The following is a 23,350-nucleotide window of genomic DNA, read 5'->3' as shown; positions in this document are numbered from 1 at the left end:
ATGGCCCGTGCAAGGATGCTGCTGGTCGAGGACGACGCGGCGCTCGCCGAACTGCTGGTCTGGCATTTCAAGCGCGAGGATTTCGAGATCGCGCACACCCCCGATGGCGAGGAGGCGCTGCTGCTCGCGCGTGAGAAGGTGCCCGATATCGTCCTGCTCGACTGGATGGTCGAAGGCCTGTCGGGGATCGAGGTGTGTCGCCGCCTGCGTCGCGCGCCCGAGACGCAGAACGTGCCGATCATCATGCTGACCGCGCGTGGGGAAGAGGAAGACCGTGTCCGCGGGCTCGAGACCGGCGCTGATGATTACGTCACCAAGCCCTTCTCGCCGCGCGAGCTGGTCGCGCGCGTCGGCGCGGTGCTGCGCCGCGTCCGCCCCGCGCTTGCCGGCGAAGCGCTGAGCTATGCCGACATCGAGATGGACACCGTCGGCCACAAGGTCCGCCGCTCGGGCGAGGTCGTCGCACTCGGGCCAACCGAGTTCCGGCTGCTCAAGCATTTCCTCGAACATCCCGGCTGGGTCTTCTCGCGCGAACGGCTGCTCGATGCGGTGTGGGGCCATGATTCGGACATCGAATCGCGCACCGTCGACGTGCATATCCGGCGGCTGCGGAAAGCGATCAACACCGGCGAACGTCCCGACATCATCCGCACGGTGCGCTCGGCTGGCTATTCGCTTGATACTGGCGGGTGAAAGTCGGGGTGCTGCAAGCGGTCGCCGACCGCGTCATTAGTGCAGGACCAAGACAAGCCGGTTAGAATCGGACGCGAAACGAAGGACCCAAGCTGGTTTTAGTGCGTTCAACCGTGGCGCTAACGAATTTGCGCTCCAAGTATTCAGGAGATTCGCATGAAGTCCATTCTTCTCGCCGCTGCAGCGTTGCTCGCCTCGCCCGTGCTCGCGCAGACCGCGCCGCAGACGATGCCGCCAGCAGACCCGGCCGCCCAGACCGCGCCCGCCGATCCGGCAATGGCACCGCCAGCCGCAGATCCCGCCGCTCCCGCCGATCCGGCGATGGCAGCCGATCCTGCAGCCCCTGCCGATCCGGCAATGGCACCGCCACCGCCCGCAGCGCCCCAGGCTCCGATGGCTGCACCCGGTGGTGCGAACATCGTCTTCGGTCAGCCGACGGTGACGCCGCCGACCCCGGCGCCTGCCGAGTATCCAACCTGCTCGCGCACCGTCAAGGACGGCTGCAAGAACCGCGGCGGTAAGTAAGCGATCCGCAGCGGTGCGGGCCGTGGCTAACGCCGCGGCTTGCGCCGACTGCTTTACGTTCTAGGAAAGGCGCTCCACGATAAGAGAGGGGCGCCTTTTTCCATGTCCGACAGCTTTGGATCCTTCGGTTTTGCTGGCCGCGTTGCGATCGTCACCGGCGCAGGCGGCGGGCTCGGCCGCGAATATGCGCTCGAGCTGGCCCGGCGCGGTGCGAAGGTCGTCGTCAACGATCTGGGCGCCTCGCGCGACGGGACGGGGCAGTCCGATGCCGCGCTGAAGGTAGTCGAGGAGATCGAGGGCGTGGGCGGCGAGGCGATCGCCAATGGCGGCAGCGTCACCGACTATGACCAGATGGTCGAGATGGTGGCACGTGCGTCCGAAAAATGGGGCGGCGTCCATATCCTCATCAACAATGCCGGCGTGCTGCGCGACAAGAGCTTCGCCAAGATGGACCCCGCCGATTTCAACTTCGTCGTCGACGTCCATCTGAACGGCTCGGCCAACGCGACCAAGGCGGTCTGGGATGGGATGCGCGCGCAGAATTACGGCCGCATCCTGATGACCGCGTCGTCGACCGGGCTGTACGGCAATTTCGGCCAGGCCAATTACGGCGCCGCCAAGCTCGGCCTTGCCGGCCTGACCAAGACGCTCGCGATCGAAGGGGCGAAGAACAACATCCGCGTCAACACGATCGCGCCGACCGCAGGCACGCGGATGACGCAGGACATCTTTCCCGAAGAGGCGTTCAAGGCCTTCTCCCCCGACAAGGTCGCGCCCGGCGCGGTGTTTCTGGTGTCGGAGGATGCCCCGACCAACATGATCCTCGGCGCCGGCGCTGGCGTGTTCCAGGCCGCCTATGTCACGCTGACGCCGGGCGCATTGCTGTCGGGCGACGATTTGTCGGTCGAAGGGGTGGCCGCCAACTGGGCGGCGATTACCGACCGCAACGGCGAGATCGTTCCGCAATCGGGCGCCGACCAGGCGATGACGATCTTGGCGAAGCTCCAGCGCGGCTGACCACCGCGCCGGCGGGCTCAGCTTTCGACGAGCTTCATCAGCCGTCGCTCGACCGGGGCCAGGATCGGGCCAAGGTCATGGCCGCGCTTGATGACCGCCCCGCCTTCGCTGACCAGGGCCCACATGCCCTGGCGGTTGCGAAGCGCGGGGCGTTTCTCGATCCGGAATTCGGGCCGTTCGGCCGCGCGGCGGAAACAGGCGAACACCGCCGCCTCGCGGCCGAGATCGATCGCATAGTCCCGCCAATGTCCCGCCGCGACCATGCGTCCGTAGAGGTCGAGGATCCGCATCAGTTCGAGCCGATCGAAGCCGATCTGGGTGGGGGCGGTATTGCGGGTCGGAAAGGGCGTGACGTTGTTCATCAGGACGGATCAGGCCCGATCGCGCAGATCCTGTTCGACCGGGCCGCGACGGAGCCCGTCGCGATCGGTCGACAGGTCCTGATCGGCGAGCAGCGAGTCCAGACGCTTGCGCATCATCTCCAGCTCACAGCGCATGATCTCCATCTTCTGCGTCGCCGGGTCGAAGGCCTCGGTGCACGGCGTGCCATAGGGCACGAAGCGCGGGGCCTCGGGTGCGGCGCCGCCCTCTACCGTCGTCGCGCGCGCTGGGATGCCGACGACGGTCGTGCCCTCGGGCACGTCGCGCGTCACGACCGCATTAGCGCCGACTCGCGAGCGGCGGCCGAGCGTGATCGGTCCGAGAACCTGCGCGCCCGATCCGATGATTGCGCCGTCCGAAATGGTCGGGTGGCGCTTGCCCGCAACGCCATTGTCGGGGCTCGTCCCGCCCAGCGTCACGCATTGATAGATCGTCACGTCGTCGCCGATCAGCGACGTTTCGCCGATCACGACGAAGCCGTGGTCGATGAAGAAGTTGCGACCGATCGTCGCGCCGGGATGGATGTCGATCGCGGTCAGGAAGCGCGACAAATGATTGACGCACCGCGCGAGGAAGAAATTCTGCCGACTATACAGCCGGTGTGCGATGCGGTGCATCCCCAGCGCCCAGACGCCGGGGTAGAGCATGATCTCCGCGCGAGAATGCGGCGCCGGGTCACGCGCCCGGATCGAGTCGAGATAAGCCCCTAACCGGCTGAACATGCGCATTCCCCTTGGCGGTCCGCTCATTTAGGCGTTCGCAGGGGCGATTTCCAGCGGGCGGGGGCAACGCCGCGGCGGACGCCCCGCGCTGACGGCCTCATTATCGACCCGGCATGGACAAAAGGGGGTGTACGATCGATATGGGCGATCAATGGCTGCAACCTATCTCCCCACGCTCAAGCAACTGCAATATCTCGTCGCGCTGAAGGACCATGGCCATTTCGGTCGTGCTGCCGAGGCCTGTTTCGTGACCCAGTCGACGCTGTCGGCAGGCCTGCGCGAGCTCGAGACGCTGATCGGCGTGGTACTCGTCGAGCGCACGCGCCGCGTCGTCCGCTTCACCCCGCTGGGGGATCGGATCGCGGACAAGGCGCGCCGCGTGCTGCGCGAGGCGGAGGAACTTGGCGACATGGCGCGCGCCGCCGGCCGGCCGCTGTCGGGCGACATGCGGATGAGCGTGATCCCGACGATCGCGCCGTTCATGCTCCCGCGCATCCTACCGCGGCTGCGACGCGACTATCCGGACCTCAAGCTGTTCCTGCGCGAGGAGCCGAGCGGCGCGGCGTGCGAGGGGCTGCACAACGGCCGCACCGACTGTGTGCTGCTCGCGCTGCCCTATGCCTGCGGCGAAGTCGCGTTCGAGCCCCTGTTCGACGACCGGCTGTTCGTCGCCTTCCCGACCGAGGACGTGCCCGCAGACCGGACCTCGATCCCCGCCTCCGCCATTCCCGCCTCGGCGATCGACGAGACCCGGCTGTTGCTGCTCGAGGACGGGCATTGCCTGAAGGATCATGCGCTCGCCGCGTGCAACCGACCAGAGATCCGCGCCGAGGCGACGATGATGGGCACGTCACTCCACACGATCGTGCAGATGGTCGACAATGGCCTGGGCATCACGATGCTGCCTGAGATGGCGCTTAACGCCGGGATCCTCGAAAATACCGGGATCACCGCGCTGCCGCTCGATGCCGAGAACGCGTTTCGCCGGATCGCGCTGGTGTGGCGCAAGGCCTCGCCGCGCGAGAAGGATTTCCAGTTGCTCGCCAAGGCGCTTGCCGAGGCCCGCTGACCGGCCGCGCTGGCCTGCACTGCAACAAATTCCGGGCTCAACCGTAGTTGCGGTTCGCAAGCGCCCGTTTGAGGAGATAGATTTCGATGTCGAACATGCGCCCCCTGTATATTGGCCTGGGCACCACCGGTCTCGTCGCGCTCGCGCTCGCCGCCTGCAGCAGCGGCAACAGCGACCTTGGCACGCCGACCGCGCCGCCCCCCGCCAACCCCGCACTGTCGACGCCCAACGGGCCGATCGCCGTCGCCAACCCGACCGTCGGCGGCGTGCCGATGATCGCGACGCGGACGATCGTCGACAATGCCTCCGCCGCGCCCAATCTCGCGACGCTGGTCACCGCGCTGAAGGCTGCGGACCTGACCGCGACGCTGTCCGGGACCGGGCCGTTCACCGTTTTCGCACCGACCGACGCCGCTTTCGACCGGCTCGCGCCCGGCATGGTCCAGACGTTGCTCAAGCCCGAGAACAAGGCTTCGCTGGCGAAAGTGCTGACCTATCACGTCGTGCCCGGCGACATCACCGCTGCCGACCTGAAGGCACGTGTCGCGGCAGGTGGCGGCACTGCCGCACTGACGACGGTCGAAGGTGATGCAATCACGGTGACCCTCGTCGGAGATATCATTGCACTCACCGACGTCAACGGTAACAAAAGTTATATCGAGACCGCCGATGTGCGTCAGTCGAACGGCATTGTTCATGTCGTCAACGGGGTAATCGTACCCCGCTTGTCTTGAGCGAGGTGTGATAGCTTGCCAACACTTCGTCGCGTCAACGGCGCACTTGGTCCTGTTGGCGCATCCGTAACTTGGCAAACCGCTGCGTGACTCCATACGTTCTATCGCAGAATTTATTTCACGATTGTTTCAGCCAGGAGAAATCCATGATCACCAAGACCCCTCTCGTCCTTGCCGCAACGCTTTTCGCGGCTGCACCGGCAATCGCACAGACTGCGCCGAGCGGCACGACGCCCGCACAGACCGCGCCAACTGGCACGGCGCCGGCACAGACCCCGATGCAGACGCCTGCACAGGCCGGTACCGCCGCACCGATGGCCGGCGCACCTGCAGCACCCGCCGCGGCACAGCCGGCAGCGACCGCGACGATCGCGGCAGCACTGCCGACGCTTCCAAACCGCGCGACGCTCGCCAAGCTGGTGACTGCGGCCGGCCTCGGCACGACGCTTGCGGGCCCCGGCCCCTTTACCGTTTTCGCACCGAGTGATGAGGCGTTCACCCGGCTTCCCGCCGGCGCGCTTGATACGCTGATGAAGCCGGAGGCGAAGCCCACGTTGGCGACGATCCTTAAGTATCACGTCGTCGCAGGCGCCGTGACGTCGGATCAGCTGAAGGCGCAGATCACGTCGGGTGGCGGCAAGGCCGTCCTCACGACGCTGGCCGGCCAGCCGCTGACGGCATCGGTGGGTCCGAACGGCAATATCGAACTGACGGACGTTGCCGGCAGCAAGGCCTATGTCGACACGGCAGATGTCAAGGCGACCAACGGTGTCGTCCATCTCACCAATGGCATGAGCGTTCCCAAGATCGGCTAACGCCGTCTAGGAGGTCCAGCGCGCGGCGGCGTCCTTGTCGGCGTCGCGCGCTTCGACCCAGCTGGCCTGTGTGCCGCGGGTCTCGCGTTTCCAGAACGGCGCATCGGTCTTCAACCGATCGATCAGATAGGCACAGGCCTCGAGCGACGCCGCACGGTGTGCAGACGCGGCTGCCACGAAGACGATCCGTTCACCCGGATGCATCGGCCCGACCCGGTGGACGATCGTCACCGCACTCAGCCCCCAACGCTCGATGGCACCCGTCGCCACCTTGGTGAGCGCAGCCTCGGTCGCACCGGGATAATGTTCCAGTTCGAGCGTCTCGACGCCGTCATCTGCGCGCACGAGGCCGGTGAAGGTCGCCACCGCGCCCGCGCCGCGTTCGCCGGCGGTTTCGGCCAGCGCGATCTCTACCAACAGGTCGATCGGCGCCGTCTGGACGATGATCCGGATCATCCGCCCGTCACCGGGGGGAAGAGTGCGATCTCGCGCGCGCCGGCGATCGGGGTATCGATCGGCACGAATGCCTGATCGAGGGCGGCGCGCAGGCGGGCGGGATCGGCAAAGGCGGCGGCATGGCCCGGGCTGGACAGCGCCAGCCAGTCCACCAGTTCGGCGATCGTGGTCACCGATGCGGGCGGATCGACACGTTCCTCGCCCGTCCCGATCCGTTCGCGGACCCACGCAAAATACACCATCGTCACCGTCATGCGCTCAATCCATATGCTTCAGGCCGACGCGCAGGTAATCCCAGCCCGTCACCAGCGTCAGGACCGCAGCCCCCCAGAGCGCGGCGAGCCCGACGCCATGTACCCACGGCATGTCGGGCAGCGCGCCCGCGAGGATCAGTCCGCCCAGCGCGACCAGCTGCAGCGTCGTCTTCCATTTCGCAAGCTGCGAGACGGGCACGGACACCTGCACCTGCGCCAGGAATTCGCGCAGGCCCGACACCGCAATCTCGCGGAGCAGGATGACGAGCGCGGCGATCACATGGACGCCCGCAATATCGCGCGTGCCGACCAGGATCAGGATGACCGCCGCGACCATGATCTTGTCCGCGATCGGATCGAGGAAGATCCCGAGGCGTGAGACCGCACCGTTCGACCGCGCGAGATAGCCGTCGAAATAATCGGTGATGCCCATCAGGCAGTAGAGCGCGAAGGCGATGCCGTAGCCGGCCGCCCAGCCGGGCCACCACAGAAAGCCGACGAGAAGGGGTACCGCGACAATGCGCGACAGCGTCAGAAGGTTGGGCAGGGTCCACACCCCGCCTTCCCTACTCCGGTCATGCCCTTGGCGAAACCGGGTTTTACCAATCGGTGCCGACTAATGTGCGGCAAGCGCGGACGCCGGACCGTGGCGCGGGGGCTCGTCCGGAACCCGTACGCGGACACCCGGCCGACGCGGACGGCGCTAAACCATTGGCCTACCGCCCCCGCTGGGCTAAGGCCGCGGCAGTCTTATTGCCACGATCAGGGCCTTTTCTCGCATGCGCAACGCACTCGGGTTGCTGAAGCAACGACGCTTCCTGCCCCTGTTCACGACACAGTTTCTGGGCGCCTTCAACGACAATCTGTTCAAGACGTCGATGGTGTTGTTCGCGACCTATGCGATCTTCAACGATCCGCGGATGGAGGCGAATTTCAACGCACTCGCCACCGGAATTGCGATCATCCCCTTCTTTCTGCTCTCGGCACTCGCCGGGCAGCTCGCGGACAGCCATGACAAGGCGCGGATCATCCGGCTCGTGAAGAGCGCGGAGATCGGCATCATGGCGCTCGGCGCGGCGGGGCTGATGGTGGCGCGCAGCGGCCATTCGACGATCGGCCTCGGGCTGATGCTCGGGGCGGTGCTGTGCCTGGGCGTGCATTCGACGTTCTTCGGGCCGATCAAATACGCGATCCTGCCGCAGCATCTGCCGCCCTGCGACGTGCTCGGCGGCACCGGGCTGGTCGAGGCCGGTACCTATCTGGCGATCCTGATGGGGACGATCACTGCCGGGTTCATGACCGATCATATCGAGCGCGCCGCGATCGCGGTTCTGGCGATCGCGGTGATCGGCTGGTTCGCGGGTCGCCAGGTGCCGCCGGCACCGCGCGAGGGCCCGCCGCTGGTGCTCAACTACAACCCGTTCACCGCGTCGTGGCGGCTGATCAGCGCGACGATGCACATCCCGCGGCTGTTCCTGGCGATCTGCGCGATCAGCTTCTTCTGGACGATCGGCGCGGTGCTGATCGTGATCTTCCCGCCGCTGGTCAAGAACGTGCTGACCGCGGACGAGCGGGTCGCGAGCTTCGTGATCGCGGTGTTCTCGATCGGCGTCGCGATCGGTTCGGTGGTGATCAACACGATGCTCAAGGGCCGGATCTCGGCGCGCTACGCACCCGCCTCGGTGACCGCGATGGGCGTGTTCGTCCTTATCTTCTCGGTCCTGGTACGGACCTGGACGCCGGCGGCGCCGGGCCATTTCTACGACTGGGCCGGGTTCCTCGCACAGCCGCGCGCTTGGCCGGTGCTAGGCACGCTGATGATGATTGCGATCACCGGCGGGATGTTCGTCGTGCCGCTCTACGCCTTCCTGACGACGACCGTCGAAAAGGATCAGACCGCGCGGACGGTGGCGGCAAACAACGTCGTCAATTCGGGCGCGATGACGATCGGGTCGATCGCGGTCATCGGCATCACGATGGCGGGCGTGACACCCGAGGATCTGCTGTTCCTGGTCGCCGGCATGTGCCTGGTATCTGCCTGGATCGCGCAGAAGCTGCACCGCGCCTGTGACGACGATGCCGAAACCTGCCTGCCCGTGATCAGAAAATGAAGCTGTAGAAACAGGTGAAGAAGGCCGCGAAGCTCAGGACGAACAGCTTGACGTCCTGATCGTCGCGCCCGCCCGGCGCTGCGATCACGGGCGGGGGCAGCGTCCGTCGAAACGGGTGGCGCGCGGCTTCGTTGGTCAGGACTAGGCGTCGGGTCATGGCGACCGGTTAACGCGGTGTTTACCTTTTCGACCAGCGACAAAATCGTCCCGTTTTAACCCGTCCGCGAATGGGACAGAATTCAGGAGTTTCGACATGCTGCGATACGCCGTCCTCGCCACCCTGCTAAGCAGCGCCACGCTTGCCGCACAAAGCGTGCCGCCGGTGCCAGCCCCTGCCATTACGCCCGCCCCCGCTCCCGCAGATGCGTCGCCACCGGTGCCAGCGGCGACGCCGCGACCCGCGACCATCAGCGTGACGCTGACCACCGGCCTCGGCCCGATCGTGCTCGAACTCGAGAAAGAGCGCGCACCGATCACCACCGCGAATTTCCTGCGCTATGTCGACGCACGCAAGCTCGACGGCACGACCTTCTATCGCGCACTGCGGCTGGGGCCGGAGACGGGGCTGATCCAGGGCGGGATCGAGGGCGATCCCAAGCGCGCCTTCCCGCCGATCGCTCACGAGCCGACCAGCAAGACCGGCCTGCTCCACACCGACGGCACGATTTCGCTCGCACGGCTGGCGCCGGGGACCGGGCGCGCCGACGTCTTCATCACCGTCGGCGCGATCCCCTTCCTCGACGCGCATCCCGAGAAGCCGGGCGACAATACGGGCTTTGCCGCGTTCGGGCACGTCGTCCAGGGCATGGACATCGTCCGCGGCATCCTTGCCGCGCCCACCTCGCCGAACAAGGGCGAAGGCGTGATGAAGGGGCAGATGATCGCCGCACCGATCCGCATCCTGACCGCCCGGCGGACTCCGCCCGCGACACGGTAACGCCCGTCGTAAAGGGTAACGGATCGGGGTTAAGTAACGGACTTAAAACCATTTTGGGCTAGTCCGCGGTGATGCAGACGCGACATGCCGTAATCCCCCGCCCCTTGCCAGCGGTGGAAGCCGCGCCAGGCACCGGATCGATGCCCCCCGACGTCTTGCTGGCGATCGCGATGACCGCGGTCGCGGACGGCGTCGTGGTCTTCGACCCGGCGGAGCGGATCGCGCTGGTCAATCCACGCGTGGGGGCGCTGTTCCGCTTCGACCCGGACCGCGTCATGATCGGCATGGACATGGCGGACTTTCTCGGAGTCGTCGGCACCGCCGTCGGCTGGTCCGCGGCACGGATCGCGACGGTGGTCGACAATCATCGTCGCTGGCAGGCCCGGCAGGAAAGCGTCGATATCGATCATCATTTCGACGACGGGACGATCCTGCATATCAACTTCGCCCCGCTGCCCGGGCACTGCGCGGTGATCACCTACCGCGACGTCACGGTCGAGCGACGGCTGTTCGACGTCGTCGCGGCGCAAGCCGCGCAGGCGGAACGCTTCCGCAAGGAGATCGCGACCGTCGTCACCGAAACCGATGCCGCGGCGGCGGAAGGCCAGGCGATGGGCCGCGCGGGCGAAGCCGAACTCGAACTGATCGGCCGCGATTTGGGCGACGTCGTCGTCGCCGCGCAGCAATCCACCGCCGCGATGCAGGATGCCGCACAGACCTCGGCGATGATGGCCGGCATGATCGACACGGTCGTCGACCAGGTCCGCCACACCAGCAGCGCCGCCAGCGGCGCGATGGCGCATGCGCACGAGACGGTCGCGCTGTCTCAGGGGTTGTCGGACCATGCCGGATCGATCGGCTCGATCCTCGACATCATCCGCGCGGTCGCCCGGCAGACCGGTCTGGTCGCGCTCAACGCCGCGATCGAGGCGGCGCGCAGCGGAGAGGCCGGGCGCGGCTTCGCGGTGGTCGCAGCCGAGGTGAAGACGCTTGCCACGCAGACGTCCGATGCGGTCGCGCGAATCGAACCGCAGATCTCGGCGATGCAGATCGCGACGCGCGACGTCGTCGCCGCGAATCGCGCGATCGCGCACGACATCGCCGATATCCAGGCCCGCGCGGTCATCGTGACCGACACCGCACACAATCAGAACGAGCGGATCCTCGCGATCACCGCCGCGATCGACGAAACCGCGCTCACCGCACGCGCGATGACCGACAGCGTCGAGCATCTCGAAGTCCGAAACCAGCGCTTCATCAGCCTGGCCCGGCGGATCGGCCAGCAGCTCGAATCCGTCCACGCCCTGACCCATGGTCTCAGCGTCGCCACCGAGACCTTCCAGGCGACCTATTGAGACTCGTGACGGGTTGGCAGCGGTAAGACCCGCTGCGGGGTATCCATCATAAATAAGGGATCGCGACCGCGTCGCGTATCAACGAGAATGGTGGAGCCGAGGGGGATCGAACCCCTGACCTTTCGCATGCCATGCGAACGCTCTCCCAGCTGAGCTACGGCCCCATTCCCGTTGGGAGGCGGCTCACTAACCGGAGCCGCCCGGGTTGGCAAGCGGCGTAAACGCCGCCTGCCAAATTTCTTTATCTCAACGCTCGTGCTCGTCCTGCGGCGTCTCGACGCCAAGGTCGTCGTCGCCGCCCAGATCGACTTCGTCGTCCGCGGACGGCTCTTCGTCCTCGCCGGTGATCGAGGCGATATCCTCTTCCTCGTCACCCTCGAGATCCGCGTCGGGCTTCTTGGTGTCGGGCTTGGCGACCTCAAACGGCAGCGGCTGCTTCGACTTCAGGATCGGCTCGGGCTCCCACGCATACCCGCATTCGATGCAGGTGACGGGGTCGGCCTTTTCGAGGTCGTAGAAACGCGTCGCGCATTTCGGACACGAACGCTTCGTGCCCCATTCCGGCTTGATCATGCCGATAGAACCTTTCGAATGGATAGATTGTGGGGGATGCCCCCGCAAAGTGGGCGCGCCTTGCCATAGCGCAAGGCCACTGTCAAAAGCCCGGCCCCATGACACACCCCCTCCCCCAACCGCTGGACGTCGTCGCGCGCGGTCCGCTGACCGGTTCGATCGCGGTTCCCGGTGACAAGTCGATCAGCCACCGCGCGCTGATGTTCGCGAGCCTCGCGGTCGGTACCAGCCGGATCACCGGCCTGCTCGAGGGCGAGGACGTGCTTGCCACCGCGGCGGCGATGCGCGCGATGGGCGCGACGATCGAGCGGCAGGACGACGGCATCTGGGTCGTCGACGGCGTCGGCGTCGGCGGGCTGCTCCAGCCCGCGACCGCACTCGAGATGGGCAATTCGGGCACCTCGACGCGATTGCTGATGGGGCTGGTGTCGAGCCATCCGATCACCTGCACCTTCACCGGCGACGCCTCGCTGTCGGGCCGACCGATGGGCCGCGTGATCGAGCCGCTGTCGCAGATGGGCGCGGACATCACCGCGTCGCCCGGCGGCAAGCTGCCGCTGATGGTGCGCGGAATCTGCCCCGCGGTGCCGATCACCTATACGCTGCCGGTCGCGTCGGCACAGGTGAAGTCGGCGATCCTGTTGGCGGGGCTCAACACGCCCGGCATCACCACGGTGATCGAGCCGGTTGCGACGCGCGATCACAGCGAGCGGATGCTGACCGGGTTCGGCGCGCAGCTGACCGTCGAGGAAACGGACCAGGGCCGCGTGATCTCGATCACCGGCGAGGCGGAGCTGACCCCACAGGATATCGTCGTGCCGGGCGACCCGTCGTCCTCGGCCTTCTGGCTGGTCGCGGCGTCGATCGTGCCGGGGTCGGACATCGTCGTGCGCAATGTCGGGCTGAACCCGACACGGATCGGCATCGTCACGGCGCTGCGCATGATGGGCGCGGACATCACCGAGCTTGATCCGCGGACCGTCGGCGGCGAGCCCGTCGCCGATCTGCGCGTCCGCCATGCCGCGCTGACCGCGATCGAGGTGCCGGCCGATCTCGCGCCGAGCATGATCGACGAATATCCGGTGCTGTTCGTCGCCGCGGCGTTTGCGTCCGGCACGACCGTCGCCAGGGGCGCGCACGAGCTGCGGGTGAAGGAATCGGACCGCATCACGACGATGCGGATCGCGCTCGAGGCGTGCGGCGTGGTGTGCGAGGAATTCGAAGACGGCATGGCGATCACGGGTTCGGGCGGGGCGGCGATTCGCGGTGGCGCTCGGGTCGCCTCGAAACTCGATCATCGCATCGCAATGAGCATGGTGGTGGCTGGACTTGGCAGCGCCGAGCCGATCACGATCGACGACATATCGCCGGTGGCGACGAGCTATCCCGTGTTCTTCCGGTCGCTCGACGCGCTGACCGGCAAAGGGGAATAAGATGATCATCGCAGTCGACGGTCCGGCGGCATCGGGCAAGGGCACGATCGCGCGCGCCTTGGCGAAGCATTACGGCCTCCCCTATCTCGATACCGGCCTGCTCTACCGCGCGGTCGCGCTGAACGTGGCGCGGATGGGGCTGGATCCCGAGCAGGAAGCCGATGCGGTCGCCGCGTGCGATTTCGACGATGCGATGATGACCGACCCGGCGCTCCGCGACGACGATGTCGGGGCGATGGCCTCGATCGTGTCGGCACACCCGCTGGTCCGCGCGGCGCTGATGCAGCGGCAGAAGCGGTTTGCCGCGCAGGCGGGTGGCGCGATCCTCGACGGGCGCGATATCGGCACGGTCATCGCGCCGGATGCGGATGCCAAGCTGTTCGTGAAGGCGACGCCCAATATCCGCGCGCAGCGGCGCCATGCTGAATTGCAGGCACGTGGCGGGACGGCAAGCAAGGACCGCGTACTGGCGGACATTCGCGCGCGCGATGCGCGGGACAGCGGCCGCTCGATCGCACCGCTGGTGATGGCGCCGGATGCAGCGTTGCTCGATACGAGCTTCCTGTCGATCGAGGCCTCGGTGCAGCGCGCGGTGGCGCTGGTCGAGGCGCAGCGGGCGAAGAAGGCGGGGTAGGCCCCTCCCCCTCCCAGCAGAGACGACCACCCCGGCGGAGGCCGGGGCCCAGTTGGAAAGGTCGCAGTAACAAGGCGCTGCACTCAGTTAGCGACGGCCCCCAACTGGGCCCCGGCCTTCGCCGGGGTGGCGGCGGTTGGGGTGAGACATCGTCCACCAACACTGTTTCCCCGCGAAGGCGGGGACCCAGACTGGGCTCCCGCCTTCGCGGGAGAACAAGGAGGCGCCCAGACACCCCTTACAACGCCGTCGCCAGCGTGATCGCGCCCAGCACCACCCCCGGGAAGTTCGCCACCGCGATCGGCCAGTCGCGCTTCGGCTTCAGCACGCCATACGCGACCCACAGCCCGCAATTGACCATCGTCGCGAACGGCTGGACCACCGAACCCTTCTGCCCGGCCAGGTTCAGCATGATCTGGTCGATATACGACAGGTACATCACGATCGCCGTCGCCGTGGCGATCCAGCCCAGCACGAGAATGCCGCGTTCGCTCAAATCTTCGCTCCTGTTGTAAGGCGCCCCTAACGCTGCAGCGGCGAACTTGCTCCGAGACGGGGTTTCCGCTACACAGGAGCGTCCGGCGAGCGATGCTCGTGGAGGAAGGCGCGGAGACCTCTGAGTCTCACGCGCCGTTTTCGCATTCAGCGTCTACATCCTCTGCGCCTCGTGCCGTCCGGATGCCGTGCCGGCGTTCGGTCGTCGCGGCAACGAAGGCCAAGACCAGCGGATCCAACCGCTTGGCCGGAAACAGACTAGGATTACTGAATTCTATGGCAACCCAGGTAATGCCGTCGCGCGACGATTTCGCCGCGATGCTGAACGAGACGCTCGGCGACGCCGACAGCTTCGAGGGCCGCGTGGTGCATGGCACCGTGACCGGCATCGAGAACGACATGGCCGTCATCGACGTCGGTCTGAAGTCGGAAGGCCGCGTGCCGCTTCGCGAATTCGCAGCGCCGGGCCAGAAGGCTGACCTGAAGGTCGGCGACGAAGTCGAAGTCTATGTCGACCGCGTCGAGAACGTCCATGGCGAAGCGATGCTCAGCCGCGATCGTGCGCGCCGCGAAGCCGCATGGGACAAGCTGGAAACCGAATTCTCGAAGACGACCCGCGTCGAGGGCGTGATCTTCGGCCGCGTGAAGGGTGGCTTCACCGTCGACCTGAACGGCGCCGTCGCGTTCCTGCCGGGCTCGCAGGTCGACATCCGCCCCGTGCGCGACGTCACCCCGCTGATGGACATCCCCCAGCCCTTCCAGATCCTGAAGATGGACCGCAAGCGCGGCAACATCGTCGTGTCGCGTCGCGCGGTTCTTGAAGAGACGCGTGCAGAGCAGCGTTCGGGCCTGATCCTCAGCCTCGCCGAGGGCCAGATCATCGACGGCGTCGTCAAGAACATCACCGATTATGGTGCGTTCGTTGACCTCGGCGGCATCGACGGCCTGCTGCACGTTACCGATCTCAGCTACAAGCGCGTCGGTCACCCGAGCGAAGTCCTGAACATCGGCGACACCGTCAAGGTGCAGATCATCCGCATCAACAAGGACACCCAGCGCATCAGCCTCGGCATGAAGCAGCTGGAGAGCGATCCTTGGGATGGCGCGATGGTCAAGTATCCGGTCGGCGCAAAGCTCACCGGCCGCGTCACGAACATCACCGAATATGGTGCGTTCGTCGAGCTGGAAGCGGGCATCGAAGGCCTCGTCCACGTTTCGGAAATGTCCTGGACCAAGAAGAACGTCCATCCGGGCAAGATCGTGTCGACCTCGCAGGAAGTCGACGTCATGGTCCTCGAAGTCGATTCCGAGAAGCGTCGCATCTCGCTCGGCCTCAAGCAGGCTCAGGCCAATCCATGGGAGGCCTTCGCGGCCGCGCATCCGATCGGCTCGACCGTTGAGGGCGAAGTCAAGAACGCGACCGAATTCGGTCTGTTCATCGGCCTCGACAACGACGTCGACGGCATGGTCCACATGTCCGACATCGCCTGGGGCGTTTCGGGCGAGGACGCGCTCAACCTGCATCGCAAGGGTGAGACCGTCGAGGCCGTCGTGCTCGACATCGACGCCGAGAAGGAGCGTATCTCGCTCGGCATGAAGCAGCTCGAGCGTGGCGGGCCTTCGGCCGGCGGCATCGCAGCAGCAGGCGACAAGCTGAACAAGAACGCGATCGTCACGGTCACCGTTCTCGAAGTCCGCGACGCGGGCCTCGAAGTTCAGCAGGGCGACGATGGCGCGACCGGCTTCATCAAGCGCACGGATCTGGGTCGCGATCGCGACGAGCAGCGTCCGGAGCGTTTCCAGGTCGGCCAGAAGTTCGACGCGATGGTGACGGGCTTCGATCGTTCGAAGAAGCCGACCTTCTCGATCAAGGCGATGCAGATCTCCGAAGAGAAGCAGGCCGTCGCTCAGTATGGTTCGTCGGACTCCGGCGCGACCCTCGGCAACATCCTGGGCGAGGCTCTCAAGGCCCGCACGGAAGCCGAAAAGAAGTAAGCGAATTGGGACCGGGATGCTCGATGCATTTCGGTCCCTTTTGCTTTTGGCTTGAAACTCATTTGGTGCTATCGCCCCAATTACTGACCTAAATCAGTATTATCACATATGGGCGGGGGCTCGTTACCATGATCAGATCTGGGCTTGTTCAAAAACTGACCGATGCGCATCCGGACCTGGAGCCGCGCGAGGTAGAATTGATCGTCTCGTGTTTCTTCGACGAGATCTCGAAGCGGCTGGCCGCCGACGGCCGGGTCGAACTGCGCGGCTTCGGCGCATTCTCCACGCGCGCGCGCGATGCGCGGACCGGACGCAATCCCCGGACCGGCGAAGTCGTCGCGGTCGACGCCAAACGCGTCCCCTATTTCAAGCCCGGCAAGGAAATGCGCTCGCGTCTTAACGTCGATTGAGCGGCACCTGCGGGTCCAACATGGGTTGACCCTGCGCTCGACCTCGTCTTTCTGACTCCCGTGTGCGGACGTGGCGAAACCGGTAGACGCAGGAGACTTAAAATCTCCCTCCCTTGGAGTGCGGGTTCGAGTCCCGCCGTCCGCACCATCACGCTTGCCTGTGCCGCCGCGCTGCTCTTCGCACCGGCGGCCTGCAACCGGCGCCGCGACTCGGGGGCGGTCGTCGTCAGCGCGATCGGCGGGGTGCCTGCTGCCGCGGATGCCCGCCGGGGCCCGATCGACCTCCCCTCGCGCCTGTTGATCGATTCGACGGCGCAGGGGCTGGTCCGGTTCGATGCTGCCGGCCAGATCGAGCCTGGCCTCGCCGAACGCTGGATCGTCATCGATGATGGCATGAGCTATATTTTCCGCCTGCGCGAAGCCACGTGGAGCGACGGTAGCCGCATCACCGCGGACCAGATCGTCGCGATGCTCAAACGCCAGATCATGCCGGCTTCGCGCAATCCGCTCGCTCCCTTTCTCAGCGCGGTCGACGAGATCGTGGTGATGACGCCGCAGGTGATCGAGGTCCGGTTGTTGCGGCCGCGTCCCGACCTGCTCAAGCTGTTCGCACAGCCCGAACTCGCGCTGCTGCGTCTGCGCCCGCCCGGCGGCAGCGGCCCGTTCCGCATCGCCCAGCCCGGCGCCGCGCCGCTGTTGCGCCCGGTCTATGATCTCAACCGCGCCGACCCCGAAGACCAGCTTGAGATGCAGCCCGAACGTGACGTCCGCCTGATCGGCGAGCGTGCCGCGCGGGCGATCGCGCGGTTTGCGCATCGCGACTCGGACCTGGTCAGCGGCGGCAGCTTCGCCGACTGGCCGCTTCTCGCGACGGCCGATATCGCCCCCGCCGCAATCCGGGTCGATCCGGCAGTCGGATTGTTCGGGCTCGCGATCGTTTCGCGGACGGGCTTCCTTGCCGAGGCAGCGAACCGCGCGGCGATCTCACAGGCGATCGATCGCAGCGCGCTGACCGCCGCGATCGCCCCGAATTGGGAGGCTGCGGACCGCATCCTCGCCGAACCGCTCGACTCCGCCGGGCTCCCGCAGGTGCCGTCATGGACGCTGCTGAACCAGGACGAGCGCCGGGCAGGTGCCCGGTTACGGGTCGCGACGTGGCGCGAGCAGGCGCAGAGCGGGCCGATCGCGATGCGGATCGCGCTGCCCGCCGGATCCGGCGCGACCATCCTCTACGCGCATGTCGCCGCCGCCCTGCTCCGGATCGGCATCCTGCCCGAGCGCGTCGCGATCGACGCCCCCGCCGATCTGCGGCTGATCGACCTGGTGGCGCCCTACGACAGCGCGCGCTGGTACCTGGCGAACGCCTGCATCGTCTGCAGCGCCCCCGCACAGGCGGCACTCGACGCCGCGCGTGCTGCACCGACGCTCGCCGAACGCAGCCAGCGGATTGCGGCGGCCGATGCCGCGCTGAACGAGGACGTGCCCTTCATCCCACTCGCACGGCCGCTCCGCTGGTCGCTGGTCGCGACGCGGCTCCAACAATGGCAGCCGAACAGCCGGGCCTGGCACCCGTTGAACAGGCTTCGTCCCGACACCAAGTGAGTCGCATGACCAACAATGCCACTCGCATCGATCCCGCCACGCTGGCCAGCAGCTTCGCGATCGGTCAGGATCCGGCCTCGGTCCGCGCCCGGGTCGAGGCGCTGGAGCGCATTCTCGAACGCGCGTTCATCGTCCCCGGGATCAACCGCCCGATCGGGCTCGATGCGATCGTCGGTCTGATCCCTGTCGTCGGCGACCTGATCGGTGCGCTGATGGGGAGCTGGCTCGTCTGGGAGGCGCGTAACCTCGGCATGTCGAAGTTCCAGCTCGCCCGGATGATGGGCAATGTCGGGTTCGACGCGGCGCTCGGGCTGGTGCCGTTCGTCGGCGACGCCGCGGATTTCATGTTCCGATCGAACACGCGCAACCTGCGGATCATCAAGCGTCACCTCGACAAGCACCACCCCTCGACCGTCACCCTGGCCGGCTGAGTGCCAGTCAGCCCTCGCCGCGCCAGATCCTGATCGGCGTGCCCTGCGTGACCCCGCCTGCGTGCGCGGGGCAGCGTTTGTAACGGAAGGCGGTGTCGAGACAGATCCAGAGCTCGTCGAGCCAGCCCTGCTTGGTCGTCGTGACGCGCATCATGGCCGCGTTAAGGCCGGGATTGGCCTTCGCCATCGCCGTGGCGAACTGCCCGGCGGTCAGCGGGCTTCGCGACAGGGTGTCCATGTCGGGATAGCGCAGCTTGGCGTAGAGGCTGCTCGACTGGCGGAAATATCGTGCGGGCTGATAGCCCGGCATGCAGGTCCCGTGCTTGGCCCATTCATGCTGGATCAGCTGCGCCGACGGCGTCGTGCAGAGCTGGCGCTTGATCACTGCCTGCGGGACGATCGCGGTCGCGCGACAATATTGTGGCCAGGTCTTGCCTGCGCCGTCGGGCCACAGGCCGTGGAGCGTGAAGCCGAACCGGTTGCCCGCCCCGCACTGGAATCGCGCGCTCGGCTGGTCGCCTTTCTCGCGGCAATATTGCGGGGCCCAGGTGATGGCGAGCGTATAGCTGGCGATCGGCAGGATCCGCGCGGGTTCGCGCGCGGACGGCAGGTCGGGGCGGACGCGGTCGGTGCCGCCGATGGGCGCCGAACAGCTATAGGCCTGCGCCGCGGCGATACCCGGTGCCGACAGCCCCGCGACGATCATCATGCCCGCGAGCCGGTTCATCCGTGTCATGCCTCGATCTCCTCCTCGGCATCGTCGTCGATGCCGCGGTCCGCGACCTCGTCGAACCAGGCGCGCGCTCGGGGCCGGAACAGCAGGACGATCGGCAGGATCGTCAGCACGAGCTGCGCGATCGTCAGCATCCCGATCAGCCCTGTCGCAAGCACCCCCGTCGCGACCTGCAGCATCACCCCAGCGGCGCCGAGTACCGTCAGCGCGACGAGCAGCCACAGGGCAACCCGGCTACCCCTGCGCGTCGTAAGGATCAGCAGCAGCAGCGACAGTCCGACGCCGAACGCCGTCACCCCTGCCGCCAGTGCAAAGCCGCCCTGCGCAACCGCGGCATCCCAGGTCAGCACGCTGACCGCGATCAGCAGACCGATCGAGGCGAGATACAGCCATTCGGCCAATACAACGGATTTGGGACGCATTTTCACCCTGTTCACTTCGCGATCTAACGTGGCGGCACGATACCGCGTCTCTGCCCGCGCGCCAGTTAAAGCGTCGCGAAATCGAGCCCGATATCGGCGGCGGGCGCGGACTGGGTCAGCCGCCCGACCGAGACATAGGTGACCCCGCTCTCGGCGATCGCGCGGATCGTGTCGAGCGACACGCCGCCCGATGCTTCTGTCGGCACGCGGCCATCGACCAGCGCGACCGCATTGCGGAGGATCTCGGGTGGCATATTGTCGAGCAGCAGGTGCGTCGCCCCCGCCGCCAGCGCGGGCTCGATCTGGTCGACATGGTCGACCTCGACGATGATCTGCGCGATGCCCGCATCCCTCGCCCGGCGCACCGCCTCGCCGACGTCGCCGGCGACCGCGACATGATTGTCCTTGATCATCGCCGCATCCCACAGCCCCATGCGGTGGTTCTTCGCACCGCCCATGCGGGTCGCGTATTTTTCGAGCACGCGCAGCCCGGGGATCGTCTTCCGCGTGTCGAGCAGGATGGCGCCGGTGCCCTGCATCCGATCGACATAGGCCCGCGTCATCGTCGCCACACCCGACAGGTGCTGGACGGTGTTCAGCGCGGACCGCTCGGCGGTCAGCATCGCGCGCGCGCGGCCCTCGATCCGCATCAGCTCGGTACCCGCAGCGACCGCCTGCCCGTCCTTTACGAGATGCTCGATCCGGACCTCGGGATCGAGCGCGCGGAAGAAGGCATCGGCAAGGGCGAGGCCGGCGACGGTGATCGCGTCGCGGCTGTCCATCACCCCGGCAAAGCGCGCCTCGGCGGGGATCACCGCCGCAGAGGTGATGTCGCCGATCGTCCCCAGATCCTCGGCCAGCGTCGCAGCGACGAACCTATCGATGTCGAAGCCCGCCAGCGCTGCGCTCACGAACGCGTCCCGCTCGTCTGCGCCGGGCCGAGATCGCCCATCCCGACGGTGCCCGAGGCCATCGCCAGCATCGCATCGAGGCTCTTCTTCGCCTGGAGCCGCAGCCCCTCCTCGATCTCGATCCGCGGCGCCAGGTCGCGCAGCGCGACGTACAGCTTCTCCATCGTGTTGAGCGCCATGTACGGGCAGATATTGCAGTTGCAGTTGCCGTCCGCGCCGGGCGCACCGATGAACCGCTTGTTCGGCAACGCCTTTTCCATCTGGTGGATGATATGCGGCTCGGTCGCGACGATCAGCGTGTCGCCCGGCATCGCGATCGCATAGTCGAGGATGCCGCGCGTCGACCCGATATAATCGGCATGGTCGAGGATGATCGGCGGGCATTCGGGATGCGCGACGATCGGCGCGCCCGGATTGGCGGCCTTGAGCTTGAGCAGCTCGCTCTCGCTGAACGCCTCGTGGACGATGCACACGCCCGGCCACAACAGCATCTCGCGCCCGGTCTTGCGGACCAGATAGCCGCCGAGATTGCGGTCCGGCCCGAAGATGATCTTCTGGTCGGCGGGCAGCTGCGACAGGATCTTCTCCGCCGACGAGGACGTCACGATGATGTCGGACAGCGCCTTCACCTCGGTCGAGCAGTTGATGTACGTCAGCGCGATGTGATCGGGATGCTTGGCGCGGAACGCCGCGAACTGTTCGGGGGGGCAGCTGTCCTCGAGGCTGCAGCCGGCATCCATGTCAGGCAGCACGACGATCTTGTCGGGCGACAGGATCTTGGCGGTCTCCGCCATGAACCGCACGCCGCAGAACGCGATGACATCCGCCTCGGTCGCTGCCGCCTTGCGCGACAGGTCGAGGCTGTCGCCGACGAAATCGGCAATGTCCTGCAATTCGGGCTTCTGGTAATAATGCGCGAGGATGATCGCGTTCTTCTCCTTCCGGAGCCGCTCAATCTCGCCGCGAATGTCGATGCCCGCAAAATTCTGGTGGAGTTCCATTGTCGTATCCCGGTTTAGTTGCGGTTCCCTAGCACGTCCTGCAGCGAACGCGACGTATCCCATCGCTCGGTTGACGCCTGCGCCTCGTCGGCGAAGCGCACGCTGACGGTCGCATCCACCCCTGCGGCGCGCAGCGGCATCGCGAAGCTACGCTCGACCGCACGCCGCGTCGCGTCGCGCGCCAGCCGGATCATCGCGGGCTCGCGCGCCTGGCGGACCAGTTCGATCTGGCCCGCGCGCCGGTTGGCGGTGTCGAGCCGCTTCTCCGCGTCGGTCAGCGTCGCCAGCACACCCCCCGAACCATATTCGCGCAGCGCATTGAGGTCGATCTGCGGCCCCTCCACCTCGACCGGCGGCAATCGTACCGCGAGCGTCCGCGTCGCGGCATCCCAGGCGACGTCGCGCTGCGACAGCTTGCCGAGGTCGACCTCGTAGCGGACCATCCCCGGCATGATCAGCGTCTTCTCGGTGGTGAAGCCCAGTTGCGACTGGCGCGACGTCACCACCGCGACGAACCTGGCGGCAAAGGTCGACAGCCGATTCTGTTCGCGCAGCCCCTCCAGGCTGGCGCTCGCGATCGTCGTCGGGTCGGGCGCCAGCCGGCTCTGCACGTAACGCTGCACGCCCCACAGCGCGATCAGCGCGGCCAGCGCGAGCAGCACCAACACCCCCGCCGCCTTGGCCAGGAACGACCCGACCCCGCCACGCCGCGCAGTGTCCGTGCTGCGGCTGTCCTCGTTCACGCCATCCGCCATGCACCATCCCCTTCCGTCTCGCCGACCAGCCCGCGACCGCGCAGATCATACAGATGCGCCAGCACCGATCCCTCCGCCCCCGGCACCAGCCGCGGATCGAGCCCGACATACATGCGCTCGACCAGCGCCGCGACACCCCGCGGCGCCTCGCGCAGCAGACGGAGGATCTGCCCCTCACGCTGCTTGCGGTGGCCGAGCATCCCGCGCACCAGCCGCTGCGGCCGCTCGATCGCCTCGCCATGCCCTGGATAATAGACGCGGTCGTCCCGTCCCAGCAGCCGCTCGAGGCTCGCCATATAGTCGGTCATGTCGCCATCGGGCGGCACGACGACGCTAGTCGACCAGCCCATGACGTGATCGCCCGAGAACAGCGCCCCGCTCTCGCGCAGGGCGAAGGCGAGATGGTTCGACGTGTGGCCCGGCGTAGCGATCGCCTCGAGCGTCCAGCCCGCCGCGCCGACCGTCTCACCGTCCGCCAGCACGCGATCGGGTGCATAGAGCGCGTCGAACGAGCTATTGGCCGCGACACCGGGCGCGAACGCGGCGGCGCCGACGATCGCAGCGCCGGTCGCGGCCTGCAACGGGCGAGTCGCCGGACTATGGTCGCGGTGATGATGCGTGACGACGATCGCGGCGACGGGGCGGCCATCGATCACGCGCAGCAAGGCATCGAGATGCGCGGGATCGTCGGGCCCGGGATCGATAACCGCCAGCGCGGTCGTCCCGACGATATGCGTCTGTGTGCCGGTGAAGGTATAGGGCGACGCGTTCGGCGCGAGCACGCGGACGACGAGCGGCTCGAGCTGGATCGGGATGCCGGTCGGATGCTCAGCCATGCCCCCGAAATGGCGGCTGGCGGCGCGCATGGCAAGACCCGAACCCGAGA

General features: G+C 66.8%; 29 protein-coding genes and 2 tRNA genes. 16 read left to right on the top strand and 15 right to left on the bottom strand.

Annotated elements, in window-relative coordinates; translation table 11 throughout:
* The 3 genes from phoB to IFS44_RS03550 all read left to right on the top strand — a co-directional run bounded on the left by phoB (position 1) and on the right by IFS44_RS03550 (position 2,235).
* Complete coding sequence (phoB, locus tag IFS44_RS03560) at positions 1–693, top strand: phosphate regulon transcriptional regulator PhoB (RefSeq protein ID WP_031395853.1); 693 nt, start codon at positions 1–3, stop codon at positions 691–693.
* Positions 694–849: 156 nt separating this feature from the next.
* The gene (locus tag IFS44_RS03555; RefSeq protein WP_031395852.1) at positions 850–1,218 is read left to right on the top strand and encodes a hypothetical protein; all 369 of its coding nucleotides are present in this window, start codon (positions 850–852) and stop codon (positions 1,216–1,218) included.
* A gap of 102 nt (positions 1,219–1,320) precedes the next feature.
* A complete protein-coding gene (locus IFS44_RS03550) occupies positions 1,321–2,235 on the top strand; it encodes an SDR family NAD(P)-dependent oxidoreductase (protein WP_192097568.1) in 915 nt (304 codons plus the stop codon).
* Between the two features lie 17 nt (positions 2,236–2,252).
* Here the strand turns inward: IFS44_RS03550 and IFS44_RS03545 are convergent, their stop codons facing one another.
* Together IFS44_RS03545 and epsC are read right to left on the bottom strand one after the other, a co-directional pair.
* Positions 2,253–2,597, bottom strand: coding sequence for a DUF2794 domain-containing protein (locus tag IFS44_RS03545; RefSeq protein WP_192097567.1), 345 nt, complete (start codon positions 2,595–2,597; stop codon positions 2,253–2,255).
* A 9-nt stretch (positions 2,598–2,606) separates the two neighbouring features.
* Positions 2,607–3,338 (bottom strand): serine O-acetyltransferase EpsC, encoded by a 732-nt coding sequence (gene epsC / locus IFS44_RS03540; RefSeq protein ID WP_043158123.1) that lies wholly within the window; start codon positions 3,336–3,338, stop codon positions 2,607–2,609.
* A gap of 151 nt (positions 3,339–3,489) precedes the next feature.
* On the opposite strand from epsC, the gene IFS44_RS03535 reads away from it, so the two are divergent.
* The 3 genes from IFS44_RS03535 (at position 3,490) to IFS44_RS03525 (ending at position 5,956) form a co-directional block, all read left to right on the top strand.
* Positions 3,490–4,407 carry a LysR substrate-binding domain-containing protein gene (locus tag IFS44_RS03535; protein WP_031395848.1) on the top strand — a complete coding sequence of 306 codons (918 nt, stop codon included), beginning with the start codon at positions 3,490–3,492 and terminating at the stop codon, positions 4,405–4,407.
* A gap of 86 nt (positions 4,408–4,493) precedes the next feature.
* Positions 4,494–5,141 (top strand): fasciclin domain-containing protein, encoded by a 648-nt coding sequence (locus tag IFS44_RS03530; protein WP_192097566.1) that lies wholly within the window; start codon positions 4,494–4,496, stop codon positions 5,139–5,141.
* Positions 5,142–5,287: 146 nt separating this feature from the next.
* Positions 5,288–5,956 (top strand): fasciclin domain-containing protein, encoded by a 669-nt coding sequence (locus IFS44_RS03525; protein ID WP_192097565.1) that lies wholly within the window; start codon positions 5,288–5,290, stop codon positions 5,954–5,956.
* Between the two features lie 6 nt (positions 5,957–5,962).
* Here IFS44_RS03525 and IFS44_RS03520 read toward each other — a convergent pair whose 3' ends face one another.
* The 3 genes from IFS44_RS03520 to pgsA are packed head-to-tail and all read right to left on the bottom strand — an operon-like array spanning position 5,963 to position 7,222.
* On the bottom strand, positions 5,963–6,412 hold the full coding sequence (locus tag IFS44_RS03520; RefSeq protein ID WP_192097564.1) for a molybdenum cofactor biosynthesis protein MoaE: 450 nt from the start codon (positions 6,410–6,412) through the stop codon (positions 5,963–5,965).
* Positions 6,409–6,666, bottom strand: coding sequence for a molybdopterin converting factor subunit 1 (moaD, locus tag IFS44_RS03515; RefSeq protein ID WP_031395844.1), 258 nt, complete (start codon positions 6,664–6,666; stop codon positions 6,409–6,411). Before moaD ends, IFS44_RS03520 begins: the two co-directional genes overlap by 4 nt.
* Before the next feature lie 4 nt (positions 6,667–6,670).
* Positions 6,671–7,222, bottom strand: a complete 552-nt coding sequence (pgsA, locus tag IFS44_RS03510) for a CDP-diacylglycerol--glycerol-3-phosphate 3-phosphatidyltransferase (protein ID WP_031395843.1) — start codon at positions 7,220–7,222, stop codon at positions 6,671–6,673.
* A 223-nt stretch (positions 7,223–7,445) separates the two neighbouring features.
* On the opposite strand from pgsA, the gene IFS44_RS03505 reads away from it, so the two are divergent.
* Positions 7,446–8,777 (top strand): MFS transporter, encoded by a 1,332-nt coding sequence (locus tag IFS44_RS03505; protein WP_192097563.1) that lies wholly within the window; start codon positions 7,446–7,448, stop codon positions 8,775–8,777.
* On the opposite strand, the gene IFS44_RS03500 is transcribed toward IFS44_RS03505, so the two are convergent.
* On the bottom strand, positions 8,767–8,934 hold the full coding sequence (locus IFS44_RS03500) for a hypothetical protein (protein WP_168427553.1): 168 nt from the start codon (positions 8,932–8,934) through the stop codon (positions 8,767–8,769). The two genes, IFS44_RS03505 and IFS44_RS03500, sit on opposite strands and share 11 nt — an antisense overlap.
* Positions 8,935–9,030: 96 nt before the next feature.
* Here IFS44_RS03500 and IFS44_RS03495 point away from each other — a divergent pair, with 96 nt between their 5' ends.
* Together IFS44_RS03495 and IFS44_RS22580 are read left to right on the top strand one after the other, a co-directional pair.
* Positions 9,031–9,714, top strand: a complete 684-nt coding sequence (locus IFS44_RS03495) for a peptidylprolyl isomerase (protein WP_192097562.1) — start codon at positions 9,031–9,033, stop codon at positions 9,712–9,714.
* A 140-nt stretch (positions 9,715–9,854) separates the two neighbouring features.
* Positions 9,855–11,069, top strand: a complete 1,215-nt coding sequence (locus IFS44_RS22580) for a methyl-accepting chemotaxis protein (protein WP_192097561.1) — start codon at positions 9,855–9,857, stop codon at positions 11,067–11,069.
* Positions 11,070–11,157: 88 nt separating this feature from the next.
* Here IFS44_RS22580 and IFS44_RS03485 read toward each other — a convergent pair.
* Positions 11,158–11,233: transfer RNA gene (locus IFS44_RS03485), tRNA-Ala, on the bottom strand.
* An 82-nt stretch (positions 11,234–11,315) separates the two neighbouring features.
* Positions 11,316–11,642 carry a TIGR02300 family protein gene (locus IFS44_RS03480; RefSeq protein WP_031395784.1) on the bottom strand — a complete coding sequence of 109 codons (327 nt, stop codon included), beginning with the start codon at positions 11,640–11,642 and terminating at the stop codon, positions 11,316–11,318.
* A 98-nt stretch (positions 11,643–11,740) separates the two neighbouring features.
* Here IFS44_RS03480 and aroA point away from each other — a divergent pair, with 98 nt between their 5' ends.
* Positions 11,741–13,075, top strand: a complete 1,335-nt coding sequence (gene aroA / locus IFS44_RS03475; RefSeq protein WP_192097560.1) for a 3-phosphoshikimate 1-carboxyvinyltransferase — start codon at positions 11,741–11,743, stop codon at positions 13,073–13,075.
* A 1-nt stretch (position 13,076) separates the two neighbouring features.
* Positions 13,077–13,709, top strand: coding sequence for a (d)CMP kinase (gene cmk / locus IFS44_RS03470; RefSeq protein ID WP_192097559.1), 633 nt, complete (start codon positions 13,077–13,079; stop codon positions 13,707–13,709).
* Between the two features lie 238 nt (positions 13,710–13,947).
* Here cmk and IFS44_RS03465 read toward each other — a convergent pair whose 3' ends face one another.
* Positions 13,948–14,205 carry a SemiSWEET family transporter gene (locus IFS44_RS03465; protein ID WP_031441625.1) on the bottom strand — a complete coding sequence of 86 codons (258 nt, stop codon included), beginning with the start codon at positions 14,203–14,205 and terminating at the stop codon, positions 13,948–13,950.
* 275 nt (positions 14,206–14,480) lie between these two features.
* Between IFS44_RS03465 and rpsA the strand changes: the two genes are divergently transcribed.
* The 5 genes from rpsA (at position 14,481) to IFS44_RS03440 (ending at position 18,642) form a co-directional block, all read left to right on the top strand.
* Positions 14,481–16,199: a 30S ribosomal protein S1 gene (gene rpsA / locus IFS44_RS03460; RefSeq protein ID WP_031393081.1), complete on the top strand. Its 1,719-nt coding sequence runs from the start codon at positions 14,481–14,483 to the stop codon at positions 16,197–16,199.
* A 128-nt stretch (positions 16,200–16,327) separates the two neighbouring features.
* Entirely contained in the window at positions 16,328–16,609 is a 282-nt protein-coding gene (locus tag IFS44_RS03455) for an integration host factor subunit beta (protein ID WP_192097558.1), read from the top strand.
* A gap of 64 nt (positions 16,610–16,673) precedes the next feature.
* A tRNA-Leu gene (locus IFS44_RS03450) sits at positions 16,674–16,757 on the top strand.
* 149 nt (positions 16,758–16,906) lie between these two features.
* Complete coding sequence (locus tag IFS44_RS03445) at positions 16,907–18,211, top strand: ABC transporter substrate-binding protein (RefSeq protein WP_244649913.1); 1,305 nt, start codon at positions 16,907–16,909, stop codon at positions 18,209–18,211.
* 5 nt (positions 18,212–18,216) lie between these two features.
* Positions 18,217–18,642 (top strand): DUF4112 domain-containing protein, encoded by a 426-nt coding sequence (locus tag IFS44_RS03440; protein WP_192097557.1) that lies wholly within the window; start codon positions 18,217–18,219, stop codon positions 18,640–18,642.
* Between the two features lie 7 nt (positions 18,643–18,649).
* Here IFS44_RS03440 and IFS44_RS03435 read toward each other — a convergent pair whose 3' ends face one another.
* Genes IFS44_RS03435 through IFS44_RS03410 form a run of 6 tightly spaced genes read right to left on the bottom strand, consistent with a single transcriptional unit; the run spans position 18,650 to position 23,300 of the window.
* Positions 18,650–19,369 (bottom strand): ribonuclease T2 family protein, encoded by a 720-nt coding sequence (locus tag IFS44_RS03435; protein ID WP_192097874.1) that lies wholly within the window; start codon positions 19,367–19,369, stop codon positions 18,650–18,652.
* A gap of 5 nt (positions 19,370–19,374) precedes the next feature.
* On the bottom strand, positions 19,375–19,803 hold the full coding sequence (locus tag IFS44_RS03430; protein ID WP_183937046.1) for a hypothetical protein: 429 nt from the start codon (positions 19,801–19,803) through the stop codon (positions 19,375–19,377).
* A gap of 59 nt (positions 19,804–19,862) precedes the next feature.
* Entirely contained in the window at positions 19,863–20,708 is an 846-nt protein-coding gene (gene nadC / locus IFS44_RS03425) for a carboxylating nicotinate-nucleotide diphosphorylase (RefSeq protein ID WP_192097556.1), read from the bottom strand.
* Positions 20,705–21,709 (bottom strand): quinolinate synthase NadA, encoded by a 1,005-nt coding sequence (gene nadA / locus IFS44_RS03420; protein WP_192097555.1) that lies wholly within the window; start codon positions 21,707–21,709, stop codon positions 20,705–20,707. The genes nadC and nadA overlap by 4 nt, the downstream gene beginning before the upstream one ends.
* Before the next feature lie 14 nt (positions 21,710–21,723).
* Entirely contained in the window at positions 21,724–22,464 is a 741-nt protein-coding gene (locus tag IFS44_RS03415) for a DUF4230 domain-containing protein (protein ID WP_192097554.1), read from the bottom strand.
* The gene (locus tag IFS44_RS03410; RefSeq protein ID WP_192097873.1) at positions 22,449–23,300 is read right to left on the bottom strand and encodes an MBL fold metallo-hydrolase; all 852 of its coding nucleotides are present in this window, start codon (positions 23,298–23,300) and stop codon (positions 22,449–22,451) included. The genes IFS44_RS03415 and IFS44_RS03410 overlap by 16 nt, the downstream gene beginning before the upstream one ends.
* Positions 23,301–23,350 lie beyond the last annotated feature (50 nt).

Source organism: Sphingomonas sp. CFBP 13706 (assembly GCF_014842355.1).
Taxonomy (GTDB): domain Bacteria; phylum Pseudomonadota; class Alphaproteobacteria; order Sphingomonadales; family Sphingomonadaceae; genus Sphingomonas; species Sphingomonas aerolata.
This window is presented reverse-complemented; position numbering and strand designations above follow the sequence as displayed.

Bases quoted from the DNA above. Each gene is read 5' to 3' on its own strand.
- IFS44_RS03415 (WP_192097554.1), bottom strand. From the start codon at position 22,464: ATGGCGGATGGCGTGAACGAGGACAGCCGCAGCACGGACACTGCGCGG.
- rpsA (WP_031393081.1), top strand. From the start codon at position 14,481: ATGGCAACCCAGGTAATGCCGTCGCGCGACGATTTCGCCGCGATGCTG.
- IFS44_RS03530 (WP_192097566.1), top strand. From the start codon at position 4,494: ATGTCGAACATGCGCCCCCTGTATATTGGCCTGGGCACCACCGGTCTC.
- IFS44_RS03550 (WP_192097568.1), top strand. From the start codon at position 1,321: ATGTCCGACAGCTTTGGATCCTTCGGTTTTGCTGGCCGCGTTGCGATC.
- IFS44_RS03440 (WP_192097557.1), top strand. From the start codon at position 18,217: ATGACCAACAATGCCACTCGCATCGATCCCGCCACGCTGGCCAGCAGC.
- IFS44_RS03495 (WP_192097562.1), top strand. From the start codon at position 9,031: ATGCTGCGATACGCCGTCCTCGCCACCCTGCTAAGCAGCGCCACGCTT.
- IFS44_RS03535 (WP_031395848.1), top strand. From the start codon at position 3,490: ATGGCTGCAACCTATCTCCCCACGCTCAAGCAACTGCAATATCTCGTC.
- IFS44_RS03520 (WP_192097564.1), bottom strand. From the start codon at position 6,412: ATGATCCGGATCATCGTCCAGACGGCGCCGATCGACCTGTTGGTAGAG.
- moaD (WP_031395844.1), bottom strand. From the start codon at position 6,666: ATGACGGTGACGATGGTGTATTTTGCGTGGGTCCGCGAACGGATCGGG.
- IFS44_RS03525 (WP_192097565.1), top strand. From the start codon at position 5,288: ATGATCACCAAGACCCCTCTCGTCCTTGCCGCAACGCTTTTCGCGGCT.
- nadA (WP_192097555.1), bottom strand. From the start codon at position 21,709: ATGGAACTCCACCAGAATTTTGCGGGCATCGACATTCGCGGCGAGATT.
- IFS44_RS03410 (WP_192097873.1), bottom strand. From the start codon at position 23,300: ATGGCTGAGCATCCGACCGGCATCCCGATCCAGCTCGAGCCGCTCGTC.
- IFS44_RS03545 (WP_192097567.1), bottom strand. From the start codon at position 2,597: ATGAACAACGTCACGCCCTTTCCGACCCGCAATACCGCCCCCACCCAG.
- IFS44_RS03555 (WP_031395852.1), top strand. From the start codon at position 850: ATGAAGTCCATTCTTCTCGCCGCTGCAGCGTTGCTCGCCTCGCCCGTG.
- phoB (WP_031395853.1), top strand. From the start codon at position 1: ATGGCCCGTGCAAGGATGCTGCTGGTCGAGGACGACGCGGCGCTCGCC.
- IFS44_RS03480 (WP_031395784.1), bottom strand. From the start codon at position 11,642: ATGATCAAGCCGGAATGGGGCACGAAGCGTTCGTGTCCGAAATGCGCG.
- IFS44_RS03435 (WP_192097874.1), bottom strand. From the start codon at position 19,369: ATGAACCGGCTCGCGGGCATGATGATCGTCGCGGGGCTGTCGGCACCG.
- aroA (WP_192097560.1), top strand. From the start codon at position 11,741: ATGACACACCCCCTCCCCCAACCGCTGGACGTCGTCGCGCGCGGTCCG.
- IFS44_RS03500 (WP_168427553.1), bottom strand. From the start codon at position 8,934: ATGACCCGACGCCTAGTCCTGACCAACGAAGCCGCGCGCCACCCGTTT.
- epsC (WP_043158123.1), bottom strand. From the start codon at position 3,338: ATGTTCAGCCGGTTAGGGGCTTATCTCGACTCGATCCGGGCGCGTGAC.
- cmk (WP_192097559.1), top strand. From the start codon at position 13,077: ATGATCATCGCAGTCGACGGTCCGGCGGCATCGGGCAAGGGCACGATC.
- IFS44_RS03505 (WP_192097563.1), top strand. From the start codon at position 7,446: ATGCGCAACGCACTCGGGTTGCTGAAGCAACGACGCTTCCTGCCCCTG.
- IFS44_RS03455 (WP_192097558.1), top strand. From the start codon at position 16,328: ATGATCAGATCTGGGCTTGTTCAAAAACTGACCGATGCGCATCCGGAC.
- IFS44_RS22580 (WP_192097561.1), top strand. From the start codon at position 9,855: ATGCCCCCCGACGTCTTGCTGGCGATCGCGATGACCGCGGTCGCGGAC.